Raw genomic sequence first — 16,860 nt, 5'->3', positions numbered from 1 at the left:
AGGGGATAACAGGGGCGGGAAGCTGACGGCGCTGGTCGATCAACTTGGATCGGAAACATCGTGGCGTCGCTATCGCATTGCCTCCTGCCGCTTTGCCTGGCGCAACAAAAAGGCGCCCCCGAAGGGACGCCCTGTCTGCTCAAACCGATCGGGCCGAAGCCCGACCGAGCTGATTACATGTTGTCGACCTTGGCGTCCGCGGCTTCGCGAACATTGTCGGCAGCTGCGTTCAGGTTGTCAGCAACGTTGCCGGCATTCTCGGTGATCGCGTCGGCAGTGTTCGAAGCTGCTGCTTCGAGGTTGTCGGCGCCCATTTCGAGGTTGTCGGCAACCATCTCAGCGTTGTTTTCAACGGCTGCGGCTTCCGGGGTCTTGGTGCAAGCAGCCACGGACATCAGGCCGGCGGCGGCGAGAACAAAGGCGATTTTCTTCATGCGGTTGCTCCCAAGCATAGCAATATTCGCGGCCAGCCCGAATGCTGTCACGAAGCTTGAGCAAATAGCGGCGAATATCGCACCGTCAATCGCAATTTGATCACGATCCTGCCTTAATTCAGCTTGCCGCAAGGTTCTGCTCACTCGGTTCGTCGCTTATTTCGGGGTTACCGCCCCAATTTCCTCAGGTGCGTTGGCGATCACGGCGAGCATCGTGGTCCAGGCTGCCACATTCTGGCTGAGCTGTGCGGGGTCGATCCGATCCAGCGTATCCTCGGGCGTGTGGTGATAATCGAAATAGCGCTGCCCCGACTGATTCAGGTCGATTGCGGCGACGCCAGCCTTCATCATCGGTCCCACATCGGCTCCGTCACCCGCAAGTTCCTTGCCGCGCACAATGCCAAGCGGTGCCAGCGCCGCCGCGAGGCGATCGCCGGCCGCCTTCGCGCTGTCCGGCAGATTGGTTTCGACTCGCCAGACACGATCGGCACCGAAATCCGATTCCGCAGCGGCGGCATGGCGTTCCTTGCCATGCGCCTCGGCATAAGCGCGCCCGCCAAAGCCGCCGACTTCTTCCGATCCGAACCAGACCACGCGAATCGTCCGGCGCGGCTTGGGACCGGTGAGGAAATATTTCGCGGCGGCCGCGGTAATCGCAATTCCTGCACCGTCATCGATCGCGCCGGTGCCCAGATCCCAGCTGTCGAGATGGCCCCCGATCAGCACCACGCCGGCCGCCGGGTCGGAACCCGGCACTTCGGCGACGACATTGCCCGATTCCTGCGTGCCGATCTGGCGTGGCGTTAGCACCAGTTTGAGTGTGATCGGCTTGCCGCGCGCAACCATGCGCGAAAGATTGTCGGCATCCGCGGTCGATAGTGCGGCCGAGGGAATCGGCGTTACGCCGGCGGCGAAATTGGTGAGGCCGGCGTGCGGGCCGCGGCCATGGTCGGAGCCGATCGAGCGAATGACGATCGCCGCCGCGCCCTTGGTCGCGGCGATGTTCGGCCCGGCAAAGCGCGCAAGACCGAAGGTGCCATAGGAAGACCCGTCCTGAGTCGCGACCATCGCGTTCGAGACGAAGGCGATCTTGCCCTTCAAGCTGCCTTCCGGCGCGGCCTGGAGATCCTGGACGCTGGGGAAATAGACGATCTCCGCCGTCAGCCCTTCTGGTGGAGTGGCGCCGGAATTGCCCAGTGCGGTGAGGCGCAGCTTTTGCGGGAAGGGGGAAACCACTTCGGCAGTCTCCTCGCCGCGCACCCAGACCGGCATCTGATAGGGTTCGATCCGGACATTCTTGAACCCGAGCGCCTTCAACTTCGCGACGCTCCAGGTTCGCGCCCGTGCCTCAGCCTCAGTGCCGGCAAGGCGCGGTCCCACCTCGGTCGTGATCCCTTCGATGATATCGTATGCCACCTCGTCCTTCAGGGCGGCATCACGCAGCTTTGCCACGTCGGCGGCGACCGATGCGGAAGCCGCGGAGGTCGGGCGGTTCTGGGCCAGGACCGGGGTGGTGAGGGCAGTGGCGGCAAGCGCCGCGATCAGGGCTGTGGTGCGCGACATAGGGTCTCCATTTGCCCCGAGCCTGTCGGCTCGCAAGGCGAGCGTCGCTCAACGGCTTTTTTGTGATGGCGAGCGGCTTAGAGCCAAGGGCAGGGGTTCCACAAGCGTCGCGCGCACGGAATTTGCGGCGGGCGATGTTTGCCAACCGCGCCAACGCCCACTACATGCGCCCCGACCTTTTCGAACATCCATTTCGAACATTCAATCTCGCGGAGCACGACCCCCGATGGCCGTCCAGTATAGCTATGTGATGAAGGGTCTGACCAAGACCTTCCCCGGTGCCGCCAAGCCGGTGCTCAACAATATCCACCTGCAGTTCCTGCCGACCGCGAAGATCGCGATCATCGGGCCGAACGGGTCGGGCAAGTCGACCCTGATGAAGATCATGGGCGGCATCGACCCCGATTTCACCGGTGAGGCCTGGGCCGCCGAGGGGATCAAGGTCGGTTATCTCCCGCAGGAGCCGCAGCTCGACCCGACCAAGACCGTGATCGAGAATGTGAAGATGGGCGCCGGCCCCGTCGCGCAGATGGTCGAGCGCTTCAACGCGATCACTGCGGAGATGGGCGATCCGACCGACACGACCGATTTCGATGCGCTGATGAACGAAATGGGCGAGTTGCAGGAAAAGATCGACGCGGTCGATGGCTGGGCGCTCGACAGCCAGCTCGAACAGGCGATGGAAGCATTGCGCTGCCCGCCGAGCGATTCGCCGGTCACCAACCTTTCGGGCGGTGAAAAGCGCCGCGTTGCGCTGTGCAAGCTGCTGCTCGAAAAGCCCGATATCCTGCTGCTCGACGAACCGACCAACCATCTCGATGCCGAAAGCGTTGGCTGGCTGGAGAATTTCCTCAAGGAATATACCGGCAACGTCATTCTCGTGACCCATGACCGCTATTTCCTCGACAATGTCGTGAATTGGGTGCTCGAGCTCGATCGTGGGCGCTATTACACCTACGAATCCAACTATTCCGGCTATCTCGAAAAGAAGGCCAAGCGGCTCGAACAGGAAGAGCGCGAGGAGCAAGGCAAGCAGAAGGCGATCCAGGACGAGCTCGCCTGGATCCGCCAGACCCCCAAAGCGCGCCAGACCAAGTCCAAGGCACGTATCCGCGCGTTCGACGAACTGGTCGCTGCGCAGGAGAATCGCACCGTCGGCAAGGCCGCGATCCTGATCCAGATGCCCGAACGCCTTGGTGGCCGGGTGATCGAGGCGAAGGGCTTGACCAAGGCTTATGGCGACAAATTGCTGTTCGAGAATCTCGACTTCAACCTGCCGCCGGGCGGCATCGTCGGCGTGATCGGCCCGAACGGCGCGGGCAAGTCGACCTTGTTCAAGCTGATCACGGGCCAGGAGCAGCCCGATGGCGGCGAGATCGAGGTCGGCCAGACCGTCAAGCTTGGCTATGTCGATCAAAGCCGCGATGACCTGACACCGACGAAGACCGTCTGGGAGGAAGTGTCCGGCGGTTCCGACGTGTTCCGCTTCGGCAAGCAGGAAATCGGGACGCGCGCTTATGTTGGCGCGTTCAACTTCAAGGGCCAGGACCAGCAGAAGAAGGTCGGCCAGCTGTCAGGCGGTGAGCGCAACCGCGTCCATCTCGCGAAGATGCTGAAGGAGGGCGGCAACGTCCTGCTGCTCGACGAACCGACCAACGATCTCGACGTCGAAACACTGCGTGCGCTCGAAGAGGCGCTGGAAAGCTTCGCCGGCTGTGCCGTGGTCATCAGCCATGACCGCTTCTTCCTCGATCGCCTCGCCACGCACATCCTCGCGTTCGAGGGCGACAGCCATGTCGAATGGTTCGAAGGTAATTTCGAGAGCTATGAGGAAGACAAGCGCCGTCGCCTGGGTGATGCGGCGGACCGCCCGACGCGCCTCGCCTACAAGAAGCTTACACGCTGATCACGCGGTATCCCCGACCGATGCTCAATCGGTCGGGGCAATGACTTAAGGGCGTTCGGCTGAGGTTTTCGCCCGGATCGCTTCGAATTCGGAGCCCTTGCTCCACGCCGGCCAGCTGCGCGAATTGGCGAGCGATCCGCCGATGGTCTGGAACAGTGCCACATCCGCCGCCGCGCCGCGCAGGTCCCAGCCGGCGGACCAGGCATCACAGGTCTTGTGGTAGCAGGTCATATATTCATCGAGCCATTTCTGGCCGGCGGCACGCCCACCGGCTTTCAGGTCCGATGCGCCGCCCAGCGCCATCAGCAGTAACGAAGGCACGCCCCGGCGGACGACGGAGAAATGATCGGCGCGATAGAACAGGCCGCGCTCGGAAAACGTCTCCGGCGTGATCACGCGATCCTGCGCTTTCGCCGCCGCCGTCAGGTCCGCGTCGAGCGAGGAATTGCCTGCGCCAACCAGTATCACGTCGCTCGCCGGGCCTGCGGTTTGCAGAATGTCCAGGGTCAGGTTCGCAACCGTCTTGCCGAGCGGGCGAAGCGGATGGGTGGCGTAATATTCGGACCCGAGCAGGCCGCGCTCTTCCCCAGTCCACAATGCGAAGACCATGGTCCGGTCGGCGCGCGGCGCTGCCTTGAGTACGCGCGCCAGTTCGAGCACGCCGGCGACACCGAGCCCATCATCGTTGGCGCCGGGGCGGATCGTCTTACCCTGTGCATCGGCCGGGCCAGCGCCATAGGCGTCCCAGTGCGCGGCGAACATGATACTTTCCTCCGGGCGTGTCCGACCTGGCAGGGTGGCCAGGACGTTGGCGCTTTCGATCCGCTCGACATTGACCGGCAGCGCGGCGTTGAAGCGCAGGCCCTTGAGCTCCACTGGCCGGAACGCGGCCGAGCGTGCCTGGACCCGCAGTGCGGCAAGATCGAGCCCGGCGGCAGTGAAAATGCGAGTTGCGGTATCGTGCTCGATCCATCCCTGCAGCGGGATACGCGGATCGTCGGCTGCGCGCACAATGTCGAAATTCTCGCCGTTCGACGCCGCCACCGTACTCCAGCCATAGCCGGCCCCGGCGGTGTCATGCACGATCAGCGCGGCGATCGCCCCGCGCCGTGCGGCTTCCTCGAACTTATAGGTCCAGCGCCCATAATAGGTCATGCGGCGCCCGCCGAACCTGCCCGCGGAATCCTCTCCAGCCACGGCTTCAAAATCGGGATCATTGACCAGAAAGACGGCGACCTTGCCCTTCAGGTCGATGCCCTTGAAGTCGTCCCAACCTGCTTCGGGCGCGCTGACACCATAGCCGACGAACACCAGTGGAGCCGCAGCGATGTCGATCCGCGGCGTATCGCGCACGGTGGTCAGGTTGACCTGAGTCGATTGAGCGAGCCCGATGGGCTGGCCATTGGCGACTGTCAGCGAGACCGATCCCCCTGAGCCGATCCGGGTGTGGATCAGCGGCACCGCTTGGGTCCAGCTGCCCTTGTCGCCGCCGGGCTCAAGTCCCATCGCCTTGAAGCGCGCAATCAGGAAATCGATCGTCTTGCGTTCACCGGCCGTCCCCGGGGCACGTCCCTCATACTCATCCGACGCCAGCGTCTTCACGACGTCCGACAGGCGCGCCGGATCGACGGTTGCGCGTGGCGGCGCGGCATCCCGCGCCAGTGCCGGCGGCGCCAGCAAAAGGGCTCCGGTAGCGATGATCAGTCCGCGCATGGCGACCTCCTTATTTTTTCAGTTTGACGAATGCCCCGCCATCGCGGCGATCGACGATGAAGCCAGGGACGGCCTCGAACATGTCCGACAGCCGGCCATAGCCATAATTGCGGACATCGAAACTCGACCGATTGCTGGCGCGCAGGCCGACTTCGCTCAGCGAGGCGAAACCGCCAGCATCGCGTTTCGAGGCGTTATAGGCGTCGATCAACATGCTCACCACCTCGGACTCGATCCCCTCCCGCACTTTGCCTGGAGTCGTCGACGCGGGGATGGGAGGTGCGGGCTCCTTTCGTGCGACCAGTTCAGCGACGTCGATGAAACGATTGCAGGCCGCTCGAAAGCCCTCCGGCGTGGTGGATCGCCCAAAACCATAGACCTTCAGCCCATCCTGACGGATACGTGTCACCAGCGGCATGAAATCGCTGTCCGACGACATGATGCCGAAACCGGTCACGCGGCCGCTGGCGAGCAGGTCCATCGCGTCGATCGTCATCTTCATGTCGGTCGCGTTCTTGCCCTTGGTCAGGTCGAACTGTTGCTGCGGCTCGAGCGCGTACCGCAGTGCGACCGCTTCCCAACCCTTCAAGGCCGGCTTGTTCCAATTGCCATAGATGCGGCGGACATTGACGGTGCCGAGATCGGCAAGCGCGGTCAGCACGGGGTCAATCGCGACGGGTGAAGCATTGTCTGCATCGATCAGCAGCGCGACATTGCCGGTGGGAAGGGTATCGGTCATTACGCCATTCTGCACCGGGTAAACGATGGCGTCACCCCGCGTTTATCGCTTCAGGCGGTAAATCGCTTGGTGAATCCCTTGGGCGCGCGTTCCGTGTCGGGGCGCGCTTCGAGGCTGTCGATCCGGGCAAGCTCCGGACCCTGCCGGCATGCGTCGAGAAAGGCCGTTACCGCATCTCCGTCGCCGATCACCAGCATCTCGACCCGGCCGTCCCGCAGGTTGCGAACCCAGCCGGTTACGCCGCTGTCGTGCGCCCGACGCACGATCCAGTCGCGAAAACCGATATGCTGAACCTTGCCGCTGATAAAGACACGTTGCGTCGACGCCATTCCACCCCACCCATTTACCCAACGAACACCCGGTAAGAGCGCCGTCATGGCAGGCCTAGCACAGCATCCCCATGTTGCGACGCAAGCTGCCGGGAATCCGTCGTATTCCCGGCAGCCTTGGTCGTGCTGCGAGCCGTCAGGCGCGATTGCGGGCTGCGTCGGCACTCCAGGCGCCGGCGCCTGCAGCTGCAAGGTAGAGGAAGATGAAGCAGTACAGGATTGCCGCTTCGCCGCCATTGACCGATGGATATAGGCTCTTGGGTGCGTGAGCCATGAAATATGCCACCGCCATCATACCCGACAGGATGAACGCGACCGGTCGGGTGAACAGACCGATGATGATCAGCGCGCCGCCAACCAGCTCCAGGGTGCCCGCGGCGTACAGCAACGGATTGAGCGGCATGGGGAAGGGCGGGATGTTGAAGAATTTCGAGACGCCGTGATGCAGGAATGTGACGCCGGCAACGATGCGGAGCAAAGCGAGTAGTTTGGGTGACCAGTTGGCTGGTATCGGCATGACGGATATCCTCTTGTTTCGATACCGCATCGTTTCACGCACATGTCGGTGGGTCAATCAGTCGAGGCGAAACGCTCGGTTGCCGGATAGGCGATCGCAATGACTTCATATTCCTTCTCGCCGCCGGGCAGGATCACACGGCGGACATCGCCGACCGCGGCACCGCGCAGCGCACGGGCGAGCGGCGCGCCCCAGCCGATCCGGCCTGATCCGGTTTCGGTTTCGTCATCGCCGACGATGGTCAGGACGCGTTCGGCATCGTCTTCATCGGCAATGGTGACGGTCGCGCCGAAAAAGACCCGGTGGCGATCCGGTTGCGCCGCCGGGTCGATCACCTTGGCCGCCTTCATGCGCCGGGCCAGCCAGGCGAGCCGCCGGTCGATCTCGCGCAGCCTTTTGCGGCCATAGATATAGTCGCCATTTTCCGACCGGTCGCCGTTGCCGGCTGCCCAGGAAATAACATCGACCAGCTTGGGCCGTTCCTCACCGAGCAGCTGGCGATATTCGGCGCTGAGCGCGGCATAGCCGGCGGGCGTGATGTAATTAGGCTGATCCATGGGCTTCAGCCCGGTCGCTGCTTGCCCAGATACCAGCTGATCCGGTTGGCGCCGGAGGAGCGTGACCGTGCGGGGTTCATCAGATCGTAGACGACCGCATTCTCCAGCACGCGCTGTACGTAATTGCGGGTTTCCTGGATCGGAATCGCCTCGATCCAGTCGATCATGTCGACCGTACCGGTGCGAGGGTCGCCATTGGCGCGGAGCCATTTGTTCACGTTGCCCGGCCCGGCGTTATATGCTGCGACGGCCAGCGGGTAGCTGCCATAATTATTGTAGATGCGCTGGAAATAGGTCGATCCGAGCTGGATATTGTAATCGGTATCGGTGGTCAGTGCGCCAGCATCATAGGACAGGCCCATCTTGCCGGCGGTTTCGCGTGCGGTGCCGGGCATCAACTGCATCAGCCCGCGCGCGCCGGCATGGCTGATCGCGGCGCGGTCGAACTGGCTTTCCTGGCGGGCGATGGCATGGATCATCGTCCAGTTGCTCGCCTGAGTTTCCGGCACGCGTACATTGGGGAAGGCCACTGAAGTATAGTCGGTGAAGCCGTTCTGCAGCGCACTGCGGCCCACCATCACGCCGAGGTCGGGCCGGCCGAGCGTACGCGACAATTCGGTCGCCAGGATGTGATCGCTATCCGTCTTTGCGTCGATCGCAATCTGGCGCACGAACGCGGTCTGATCCTCCCAGCGCCCGACCGTGCCGAGATACTGCGCGGCACGCACCGTTTCGCGTGCATAGAAAGCGTTGCTTACCGCATCGGTGACCTGACGCGGCGCGGTATTGGCCGGCGGCGTCATCGGCTGGCCGAGGCGTTCGATGGCCAACTGACCATAGAACAGGTCACGATAGCCGGCGGCTCGCGTGAAGAACGCATTTGCCTCGGTCGTGCGTCCGGCCGCCTCGGCCGCACGGCCCGCCCAATAATAGCCCTTGGACTGCGACTGTGGCGTCAGTGATCCCTGAGCATAGCGTTCGTACATGCCGACCGCATCGGCAGGCTTGTAGAGTTTCTTGAGAGCGGTCTGCCCCGCCAGCCATACCAGGCTGGTGTAATCGTCGCGCTCGCCAAGTGGCGTCCGGCTGATATCTGTACCCGCGGGATAGGCGTCATCGACCTTGCTCGCGATGTCATAGGCCGTCTGATACTGGCTGTCGTTGGCGGCGCCGCGTGCATTGGTGAGCAGCACCTCGAACCACTTCTCGACATCGCCGGGCCGGTTGGTCAGCGAACGGGGACGCGCCAGCCAGGACCGCGCGCTCGGTCCGGCATTGTTGTTGCGCAACCATGTCGCGCGGTCGGCGATATAGCCGGGGTCGTTGGCGCCGGCTGCCTGCGTCGCAGCGGAAAGATCTGAGGCATTGGCGGCGTTGGTGCGGAAGGCGAGACGTGCCTCGAACAGGGCGCGCCTGCCCGGGCTGACCAATGCCATCTGGCGTTGCGCCGATTGCGTCGAGCCCTGCCACAACAGCTCGTCCATGCGGGCGTCATGGTCTTCCGGACGGAGCGCTCCCGCGAAGCCCGAGATCAGCTTCGCCTCGTCGGTTACCGAAAGCGGTCCCGACACCCAGGCTTTGCGTGCCGCGAATTGCGCTTCGTCCCGAGCTCCGGTCAGCGCTAGCGCTTCAGCAAACCGTGTCTTGCCCGTCCCGGTCAGCGGCGGGTGGCGGCGGAAAAACGCAACGGCAGTTGCTGGCGACCAATTGCCGGTTTCCATCGACCGTTCAGCGGTACGGCGGAGCGCATTCTCTCCGGGCCAGCCGGGGTGCGCGATCAGGAAACGGGCATAGCTGTCGAACGGATAACTACTCGATTGACGCAGCGAATTCCATTCGCTGATCGCCGCGGCCATTGCGCTGCTTTGGGGAGTCTGCCCCTGGAGCAATTGCTGCGCACGGCCCCAGCCGAGCTGTTCCTGCGGTACGCCTGACGCGACGGCAAGTCCGGATACGCCGGCAAAGAACACTGCCGATTTGAAGACCGATGCTATCATATGGACAGAATAGGCGATCGGTCCCTATTTGTCCCCCACAAATCACGAAAAAGTGGGGATTCGTCGCCCCGCGGGAGCAAATCAACCATGTTTTCGGGATCGATCCCGGCGCTCGTCACGCTGTTCGAGGCGGACGGCTCCTTTGCGGAAAATGCCTATCGCGATTTCGTCGAGTGGCAGATCGCGGAGGGCTCTGCCGGTCTGGTGCCATGTGGCACGACCGGTGAAGCGGCGACGCTGAGCGCGGAGGAGCATTTCCACGTCGTGCGCGTCTGTGTCGATCAGGCGAAGGGCAGGGTCCCGGTCATCGCCGGTGCGGGATCCAACGACACGCGCGTGGCGATCCAGAATATCCGGGCCGCGAAAGACGCGGGCGCCGATGCGGCACTGATGGTCCCGCCTTATTACAACCGTCCCAATCAGGAGGGTATCTTCCGCCATTTCGAAGCGGTCGCCAATTCGTGCGATTTGCCGATCGTCCTGTACAATGTTCCCGCCCGCACCGTCACCGATATCCATGTCGAAACGATCGGCCGGATCGCGAAGGCTTTCCCGAGCGTGGTTGGACTGAAGGACGCGACCGGTATCATTCAGCGCGCCTCGGCTCAGCGTGACATATGCGGTGAGGCCTTCTGCCAGCTATCCGGCAATGACGATATGGCGCTGGCGTTCAACGCCAGCGGTGGCGTGGGATGCATTTCAGTCACTGCCAATATCGCGCCAAGGCTGTGCGCGGAGTTTCAGGCGGCTTGCGCTGCAGGCGATTATGCCAAGGCGCTGGCGCATCAGGACAAGCTCTTTCCGCTGCATACGGCATTGTTCACCGACGCCTCTCCGGGGCCGGTGAAATATGCCCTGGGCCAGGTGAAGCCGGAATGGCCGACCGGTCTGCGCCTGCCGATGACCTGGCCGGGTGAGGCCAGTCAGCATGCCGTGGATGCGGCGCTGAAGCAGGCGGGAATTCGTTGATATCGGCGCAATAAGCCGTTTCACGTTCAATCGCTGGTGCGATTTTCTAATCGATCCTGGCTGTTATTTCCGGGAATGAATTTTGCTGGCTGTTAAGTTGGATTTTTCGGCCAAAATTACTTATGTATTTCAGATGTTTATGTCCGACCTGGCTGTTATCGAATAACAGCCATGGAACAGCCAGCATAACAGCCAACCGAACAGCGAATAACAGCCAGCACGCTGGCTGTTATTGATCGGAACAGCCAGCCGACCAAATCGGCGGATCAGGCCGATGGTTTTTCCAGTCATGAGAAAGAGCGGGACGGTGAGCCGACCGGTTTTTCCGTCCGCCGCCACGATTTCATCATCCGCCATATTGTTGAATCGGCGCTCCCGGCCACCTCATTGTCGTCAAATGCAGCCCCATCGCACGATCGGATGGTGACGATATCTCAGGGGAGATGCGCACCCGCTTCCAATCTGCCGCGCTCGCGCCTACATGCCCACCTCCCATGGCACGTCCCAAACCCGCTACCTTCGAAAAGACCAAGATCGTCGCCGAGAACCGGCGCGCCAAGTTCGATTATTCGATCGAGACGGTCTACGAGGCGGGCATCGCGCTGACCGGCACCGAGGTGAAGAGCCTTCGTACCGGCCAGGGCTCGATTGCGGAAAGCTACGCCGAGGTCGATGATGGCCAGGTCTGGCTGATCAATTCCAACGTGCCGGAATTTTCCCATGGCAATCGTTTCAACCATGAGCCGAAGCGCCCCCGTAAATTGCTCCTTCATGAGCGGGAGATAAACAAGATGCACGGGGCGGTGGCGCGCGAAGGGATGACCCTGGTGCCGCTGTCGATCTATTTCAATTCGTCGGGCAAGGCGAAGGTGGAACTGGCATTGGCGAAGGGCAAGAAGGCGCATGACAAGCGCGAGACGATCAAGGAGCGCGACTGGAAGCGCGAGCAGGGAAGACTGATGCGTGATCGTGGCTGAGCAGGGGGTGTTCGCCAAGTTCGTCGCATGGTGCCGCCGCAACATGCCGACGCGCGAGAGCATGGAAAGCAACCGCTTTCTCAAGCCCGTCGCGCACCGCGTGCTGCGGCCCGAGCTGTGGCGCTTTACCCGCCGGTCAGTGCCGCGTGGCGTTGCGCTCGGCATGGTGACCGGCATCCTCGCGCCCGTCGCGCAGGTGCCATTGTCGGCGGTCCTCGCGCTGCCGTTCCGCGCCAATATTCCGGCGGCGGCGCTGACCACTTTCATCACCAACCCCTTCACCACGCCACCGCTTTGGGTCGCGGCCTATTGGATCGGACGCTGGGTGTTGCGACTGGATGCGCATGTGCCGGGGAGCCCGATCGCCGATACTGTTGCCGCCAATGCGAGCTGGCTGAGCTGGATCATGTCCGAAGCCGCGCCGGCGACGATCGTCGGACTGTTCGTGATCACGATCGTTTTTGCTGTGGTCGGGTATGTCGGCAGCGCACTGGGCTGGCGCCTGTGGATCGCGCGCAAATGGCGCAATCGCCACCGGTCCAAACTGGTGGAACCTGCAAATTGACGCAGCGTATTGTTTGACTAGAACACGGCATCCTCCTCCTGTCCCCAGGGATGTCCCAATGTCCAGATCACGCATCACCACCCTGTTTTTGTCGATCTCCGTTTTCGCAATCTGCGCCGCCGCCAGCGCGCCGGTGACCGCCCCCGATATGACGGCGGAAATGCCCGCGCCGACGGCAGCCAAGCCATCCATCGGCAGCTTCGGCTTTGACGAAACGGGCATGGACCGCGGCGTTGCGCCGGGCGACGATTTCTACGGTTTCTCTAATGGAACCTGGTCGGCAAACACCCCGATCCCCGCGGACAAGGCCAATTATGGTGCGTTTGACCTGCTGCAGGATCTGTCGCGCGATCGCACCAGGGGTATTCTCGAGGTTGAGGCGGCCAAGCCCGGATCGAAGATCGGCGCCGCCTATGCCGCCTATCTCGATCAGGCAACGATCGAAGCAAAGGGACTGACTCCGATCAAACCCTGGCTCGACCGGATCAAGGCGCTGAAATCCGGCGCGGGCTATGCTGCGCTGGTGGCCGAGGCGGATCGCAACGGGGTTGGCGTACCTTTCAATGCCGGGGTCTCGCAGGATCAGAAAGATCCGGAACATTATGCGCTGCAGATGCGCCAGGGCGGGCTGGGCCTGCCGGATCGTGATTTCTACATCGACGCGAATGACGCCAAGCTGGTCGCTGCAAAGGCGGCTTATCAGGCGCATATCGCCAGGATGTTCACGCTGGCGGGTGAATCCGATGCGGAGGCGCGCGCCAAGGCGGTGGTCGATTTCGAAACCGGCATCGCCCGGATCAGCTGGACCCGCGCCGAGAGCCGCGACGCCAACAAGACCTACAACAAGATGACTGGCGCCGATCTTGCCAAAGCTGCGCCCGGCTTCGACTTCGTCACCTATTTCAAGGGGATCGGCATCCCCGCCGCGACGGTGATCGTCGGCCAGCCAAGCGCAATCACCGGTACGGCCAAGCTGATCAGCGAAACGCCGGTGAGCGTCCTGAAGGATCAGCTGCTGATTCGCTCGCTCGATGGTTTTGCGAATGTGCTCCCGGCAGCGTTCGACAAGGAAGCCTTTGCGATGTTCAGCACCGTGCTGTCGGGTACCCCGGAGCAGCCGGCGCGATGGAAGCGGGGCGTCGATTATACCAGCGGCATCCTGACCGACGATGTCAGCAAGCTTTATGTCGCACGCTATTTCCCGCCGGAGACCAAGGCGGCGGCCGATGCGCTGGTCAAGAACATCATCGCGGCGATGAATGTGCGGATCGACAAGCTCGACTGGATGGCACCGGAAACCAAGGTGAAGGCACATGCCAAGCTGGCGGCCTTCACGCCACGCATCGGCTATCCCGACAAATGGCGCGATTATGCCGCGTTGCGCATCGTGGCCGGCGACGCATTCGGCAACACGCTGCGCGCCAATCAATGGGCGCATCAGTATAATGTCGAGAAGCTCGGCAAGCCGATCTATCGCTGGGAATGGGGACTGGCTCCCATGACGGTCAATGCCCAGGCCAACCCGACTTTGGTCGCAATCACGTTTCCGGCGGCGATACTGCAGCCGCCCTTTTTCGACCCCAATGCAGACGCAGCGATCAATTATGGCGGCATCGGTGCAGTCATTGGTCACGAGATGAGTCATCATTTCGACGATCAGGGATCAAAATATGATCTGAAAGGCCAGCTTACCGACTGGTGGACGCCCCGGGACGTCGAAAGCTTCAAGAAACTGACCGGCAATCTTGTCGCGCAATATGAGACTTATGAACCGCTGCCGGGTCGCAAGGTCAATGGCACCCTGACCCTGGGCGAAAACACTGCCGATCTCGCGGGTCTGAGCGCTGCGTTCGATGCTTATCATGCGTCGCTCGGCGGCAAGCCTGCGGCGGTGATCGACGGCTTTACTGGCGACCAGCGTTTCTATCTCGGCTGGGCGCAGGTGTGGCGGCGCAGCTATCGCGAGGCGGATCTGATCCAGCGGCTCAAGACTGACCCGCACGCCCCGTCGCAGCAGCGGGCATGGATCGTCCGCAATCTCGATCCCTGGTACGGCGCATTTCAGCCCAAGGCAGGCGAAAAACTGTATCTGACGCCGGAACAGCGCGTCCGGATCTGGTAATCGGCTTGACGCGACTCCGAGGGCGGCCAAAGAGGGGCGGACGATGGCCAGTCTTCCCACCCCTCCCGCTGCTTCGCTCAGTCCCGCACGCACCGCGGCGCTGATCGCGAGCGGGTGCGGTGCGGCGGCGGCGCTGGTCATTCTCGGACTGGTTGGCAGCCTTGCGATTGCGGGTTCCTTCCTCGCCACTGGTCTGGTTATCGCGGGCGGCCTTGTCGCCGCGCGACGCTTGTTCCCGCCAGTTCGCCCCGGTGAAGTCGAGGCCGACTGGACCGTCGCGCGCACGCTTGCCGCAAGCAGCGCTGACGCCGTTGCCATCACCGATCGCGCTGGTCGCCTGATCTGCGCCAATGACCGCTATGAAACATTGTTCGGTGGCTTTCCGACCCCGCCGGGTCTGCCGGTCGACGATGCCGGCATCGACCGCCTCAGTGCCGCCGGGCGCGCCGCATGGCGCGATGGTGAAGCCGGAGTCGACCGCCTGCTTGCGCGGGGCACTCCACTTATGGCGCATGTCGAGCGGGCGGGGCGCGACGAGGATTTGCTGGTGTGGCGCTTCCGCGGCGCAGAAGGTCTCGATCTCGCCTCCTCGGTCGAAGGGATGATCGGGGGGCTACGGGTGATCGTCTAGCCGCGGCCGGCATCATGACCGCGTTGATCGGCCCCGACGGCCGTATCCGTGCCGCCAATCGAGTGTTTCGCGCGCGCGCGATGGGGCATGAGGAAGGCGCGATTACGGGGCGCGATTTTGCACGTTTCCTGATCACCGACAGTCATGGCCTGGTGCGGTTCGAACGTGAGGGGCTGACCGGCATTCCCCTGCGCGTGCTGCAAATCCCGTTCCTCGAGGGCGAGGATGCACCGATGCTCATCGCCTTGCTCGATGATGAGGGTGGCGGCGAAACGCCGGCGATCGGAGCCAGCGCCTCGGCGCATGTGCGCAGCCTGGTCAGCCTGATGCCGTTCGGTATGGCGCTGGTCGATCGCGACGGCCGCTTCATCCAGATGAACGACGCCTTTGCGCGCGCGGCCCTGGTCGATGCCGCCGCGCCGCCGCTCTATCCGGGCGATCTGCTGGTGCGTGAGGACAAGGGTGTCGTCGCCGACGCGATCCGTCGCTTCGCCAATGGCGCGACGCATTCGACCGATCTTGCCGTGCGGCTGAAAGACCATCCCGATGAGCCGGTTGCGCTGTCGATCGCCGGCGCGCGCGGGCTGGGCGATGCCGCCGTACTGCTCAGCCTCAAGGATAATGGCGAAGAAACCCGGCTCAAACGCGAAGTCGCGCAAGCGACCAAGATGCAGGCAGTGGGTCAACTTGCCGGGGGCGTGGCGCATGATTTCAACAATATCCTGACCGCGATCATCGGGCATTGCGACCTGATGCTGATGCGCCACACGCCCGGCGACAGCGATTATGACGACATCCAGCAAATCCGCGCGAATTCGAACCGCGCGGCCAGCCTGACCCGCCAGCTGCTCGCCTTTTCGCGCCAGCAGACCTTGCGGCCGCAGGTACTGCAATTGCCCGACGTCATTTCCGAAGTGTCGAACCTGCTCAAGCGGCTGCTCGGCGAAACGGTGGCGCTCACCGTCAAGCATGGCCGCAATCTCGGTCCGGTGCGCGCCGATCCCGGCCAGCTCGAGCAGGTCGTGGTCAATCTCGCGGTCAACGCGCGTGATGCGATGCTCGCGCGAGATCCACGTGGCGGCGGGACGCTGTCGATCCTGACCAAGTCGGTTTCCATCGCCGATGTCCGCAAGATGGGATCCGACATCCTGCCGATCGCCGACTATATCGCACTTGAGATCGCCGATACCGGCAGCGGCATCCCGGCCGATATCCTGCCCAAGATCTTCGAACCCTTTTTCACCACCAAGGAGGTGGGGAAGGGGACCGGGCTCGGCCTGTCGACCGTTTATGGCATCGTCAAACAGTCGGGCGGTTATATCTTCGCCGACAACAACAAGGCCGGCCCCGGCGCGATCTTCACCATCTATTTGCCCGTTCATACCGCGAGCGGCATCGTCGAAGCTTCCGCGCCGGCCACTGTCCGCGCTGCGCCGAAGGAAAAGCCGGCCGACCTTTGGGGCACAGGGACGATCCTGCTGGTCGAGGATGAGGACATGGTTCGTGCCGTGGCCGAACGCGCGCTCAGCCGCCAGGGCTATACGGTGCTCACGGCCGAACATGGCGAAGCGGCGCTGGAGGTGCTGGCGCGCAGCGAGAAGCCCGATCTGCTCATCTCCGACGTGATGATGCCGCTGATGGACGGTCCGACCATGGTTCGTCAGGTTCGCCAGCGCTATCCCGACCTGCCGATCCTGTTCATGTCAGGCTATGCCGAGGAGACACTGCGCAAGTCTATCGACCTCGACAACGTACAATTTCTTGCGAAACCCTTTTCGGTTCAGCAGCTTGCCGAGGCAGCTCGTAGCGTTTTGATGCCGAAATGACTTGGCGGCGCGCGC

The 16,860-nt window shown here is 62.9% G+C and carries 14 protein-coding genes and 1 pseudogene; 6 read left to right on the top strand and 9 right to left on the bottom strand.

From position 1 onward, the window contains the following. Positions 1-173 precede the first annotated feature (173 nt). Positions 174-578, bottom strand: coding sequence for a hypothetical protein (locus H3Z74_RS24765; protein WP_315442944.1), 405 nt, complete (start codon positions 576-578; stop codon positions 174-176). Positions 579-590: 12 nt separating this feature from the next. Then, positions 591-1,997, bottom strand: a complete 1,407-nt coding sequence (locus H3Z74_RS09390) for a M20/M25/M40 family metallo-hydrolase (protein ID WP_187763610.1) — start codon at positions 1,995-1,997, stop codon at positions 591-593. A 226-nt stretch (positions 1,998-2,223) separates the two neighbouring features. On the opposite strand from H3Z74_RS09390, the gene ettA reads away from it, so the two are divergent. Continuing rightward, positions 2,224-3,903, top strand: coding sequence for an energy-dependent translational throttle protein EttA (gene ettA, locus H3Z74_RS09385; protein ID WP_034159569.1), 1,680 nt, complete (start codon positions 2,224-2,226; stop codon positions 3,901-3,903). Positions 3,904-3,948: 45 nt separating this feature from the next. On the opposite strand, the gene H3Z74_RS09380 is transcribed toward ettA, so the two are convergent. From H3Z74_RS09380 to H3Z74_RS09355, 6 genes are all read right to left on the bottom strand, one after another. Next, a complete protein-coding gene (locus H3Z74_RS09380; protein WP_187763609.1) occupies positions 3,949-5,616 on the bottom strand; it encodes a M28 family metallopeptidase in 1,668 nt (555 codons plus the stop codon). Positions 5,617-5,626: 10 nt separating this feature from the next. Next, positions 5,627-6,355, bottom strand: a complete 729-nt coding sequence (locus H3Z74_RS09375) for an NYN domain-containing protein (RefSeq protein WP_187763608.1) — start codon at positions 6,353-6,355, stop codon at positions 5,627-5,629. Between the two features lie 50 nt (positions 6,356-6,405). Continuing rightward, on the bottom strand, positions 6,406-6,684 hold the full coding sequence (locus H3Z74_RS09370) for an acylphosphatase (RefSeq protein WP_187763607.1): 279 nt from the start codon (positions 6,682-6,684) through the stop codon (positions 6,406-6,408). 136 nt (positions 6,685-6,820) lie between these two features. Next, positions 6,821-7,201 carry a DoxX family protein gene (locus H3Z74_RS09365; RefSeq protein ID WP_187763606.1) on the bottom strand — a complete coding sequence of 127 codons (381 nt, stop codon included), beginning with the start codon at positions 7,199-7,201 and terminating at the stop codon, positions 6,821-6,823. A gap of 53 nt (positions 7,202-7,254) precedes the next feature. Continuing rightward, on the bottom strand, positions 7,255-7,758 hold the full coding sequence (gene greB, locus H3Z74_RS09360) for a transcription elongation factor GreB (protein ID WP_187763605.1): 504 nt from the start codon (positions 7,756-7,758) through the stop codon (positions 7,255-7,257). 5 nt (positions 7,759-7,763) lie between these two features. Continuing rightward, positions 7,764-9,755, bottom strand: a complete 1,992-nt coding sequence (locus tag H3Z74_RS09355; protein ID WP_187763604.1) for a lytic transglycosylase domain-containing protein — start codon at positions 9,753-9,755, stop codon at positions 7,764-7,766. An 87-nt stretch (positions 9,756-9,842) separates the two neighbouring features. On the opposite strand from H3Z74_RS09355, the gene dapA reads away from it, so the two are divergent. After that, positions 9,843-10,724: a 4-hydroxy-tetrahydrodipicolinate synthase gene (gene dapA / locus H3Z74_RS09350; RefSeq protein WP_187763603.1), complete on the top strand. Its 882-nt coding sequence runs from the start codon at positions 9,843-9,845 to the stop codon at positions 10,722-10,724. Between the two features lie 129 nt (positions 10,725-10,853). On the opposite strand, the gene H3Z74_RS09345 is transcribed toward dapA, so the two are convergent. Next, positions 10,854-11,081 carry a hypothetical protein gene (locus tag H3Z74_RS09345; protein WP_187763602.1) on the bottom strand — a complete coding sequence of 76 codons (228 nt, stop codon included), beginning with the start codon at positions 11,079-11,081 and terminating at the stop codon, positions 10,854-10,856. Positions 11,082-11,218: 137 nt separating this feature from the next. Here H3Z74_RS09345 and smpB point away from each other — a divergent pair, with 137 nt between their 5' ends. The 4 genes and pseudogenes from smpB (at position 11,219) to H3Z74_RS09325 (ending at position 16,845) form a co-directional block, all read left to right on the top strand. Continuing rightward, complete coding sequence (gene smpB / locus H3Z74_RS09340) at positions 11,219-11,701, top strand: SsrA-binding protein SmpB (protein ID WP_187763601.1); 483 nt, start codon at positions 11,219-11,221, stop codon at positions 11,699-11,701. A 43-nt stretch (positions 11,702-11,744) separates the two neighbouring features. Beyond that, entirely contained in the window at positions 11,745-12,266 is a 522-nt protein-coding gene (locus H3Z74_RS09335) for a DUF2062 domain-containing protein (RefSeq protein WP_187764248.1), read from the top strand. Positions 12,267-12,324: 58 nt separating this feature from the next. Continuing rightward, positions 12,325-14,388 carry a M13 family metallopeptidase gene (locus H3Z74_RS09330; RefSeq protein ID WP_187763600.1) on the top strand — a complete coding sequence of 688 codons (2,064 nt, stop codon included), beginning with the start codon at positions 12,325-12,327 and terminating at the stop codon, positions 14,386-14,388. 43 nt (positions 14,389-14,431) lie between these two features. Further along, a pseudogene (locus H3Z74_RS09325) lies at positions 14,432-16,845 on the top strand (hybrid sensor histidine kinase/response regulator). The last annotated feature ends 15 nt before the right edge of the window (positions 16,846-16,860 follow it).

Origin of the sequence: Sphingomonas alpina, assembly GCF_014490665.1 — a bacterium.
Classification (GTDB): Bacteria; Pseudomonadota; Alphaproteobacteria; order Sphingomonadales; family Sphingomonadaceae; genus Sphingomonas; species Sphingomonas alpina.
This window is presented reverse-complemented; position numbering and strand designations above follow the sequence as displayed.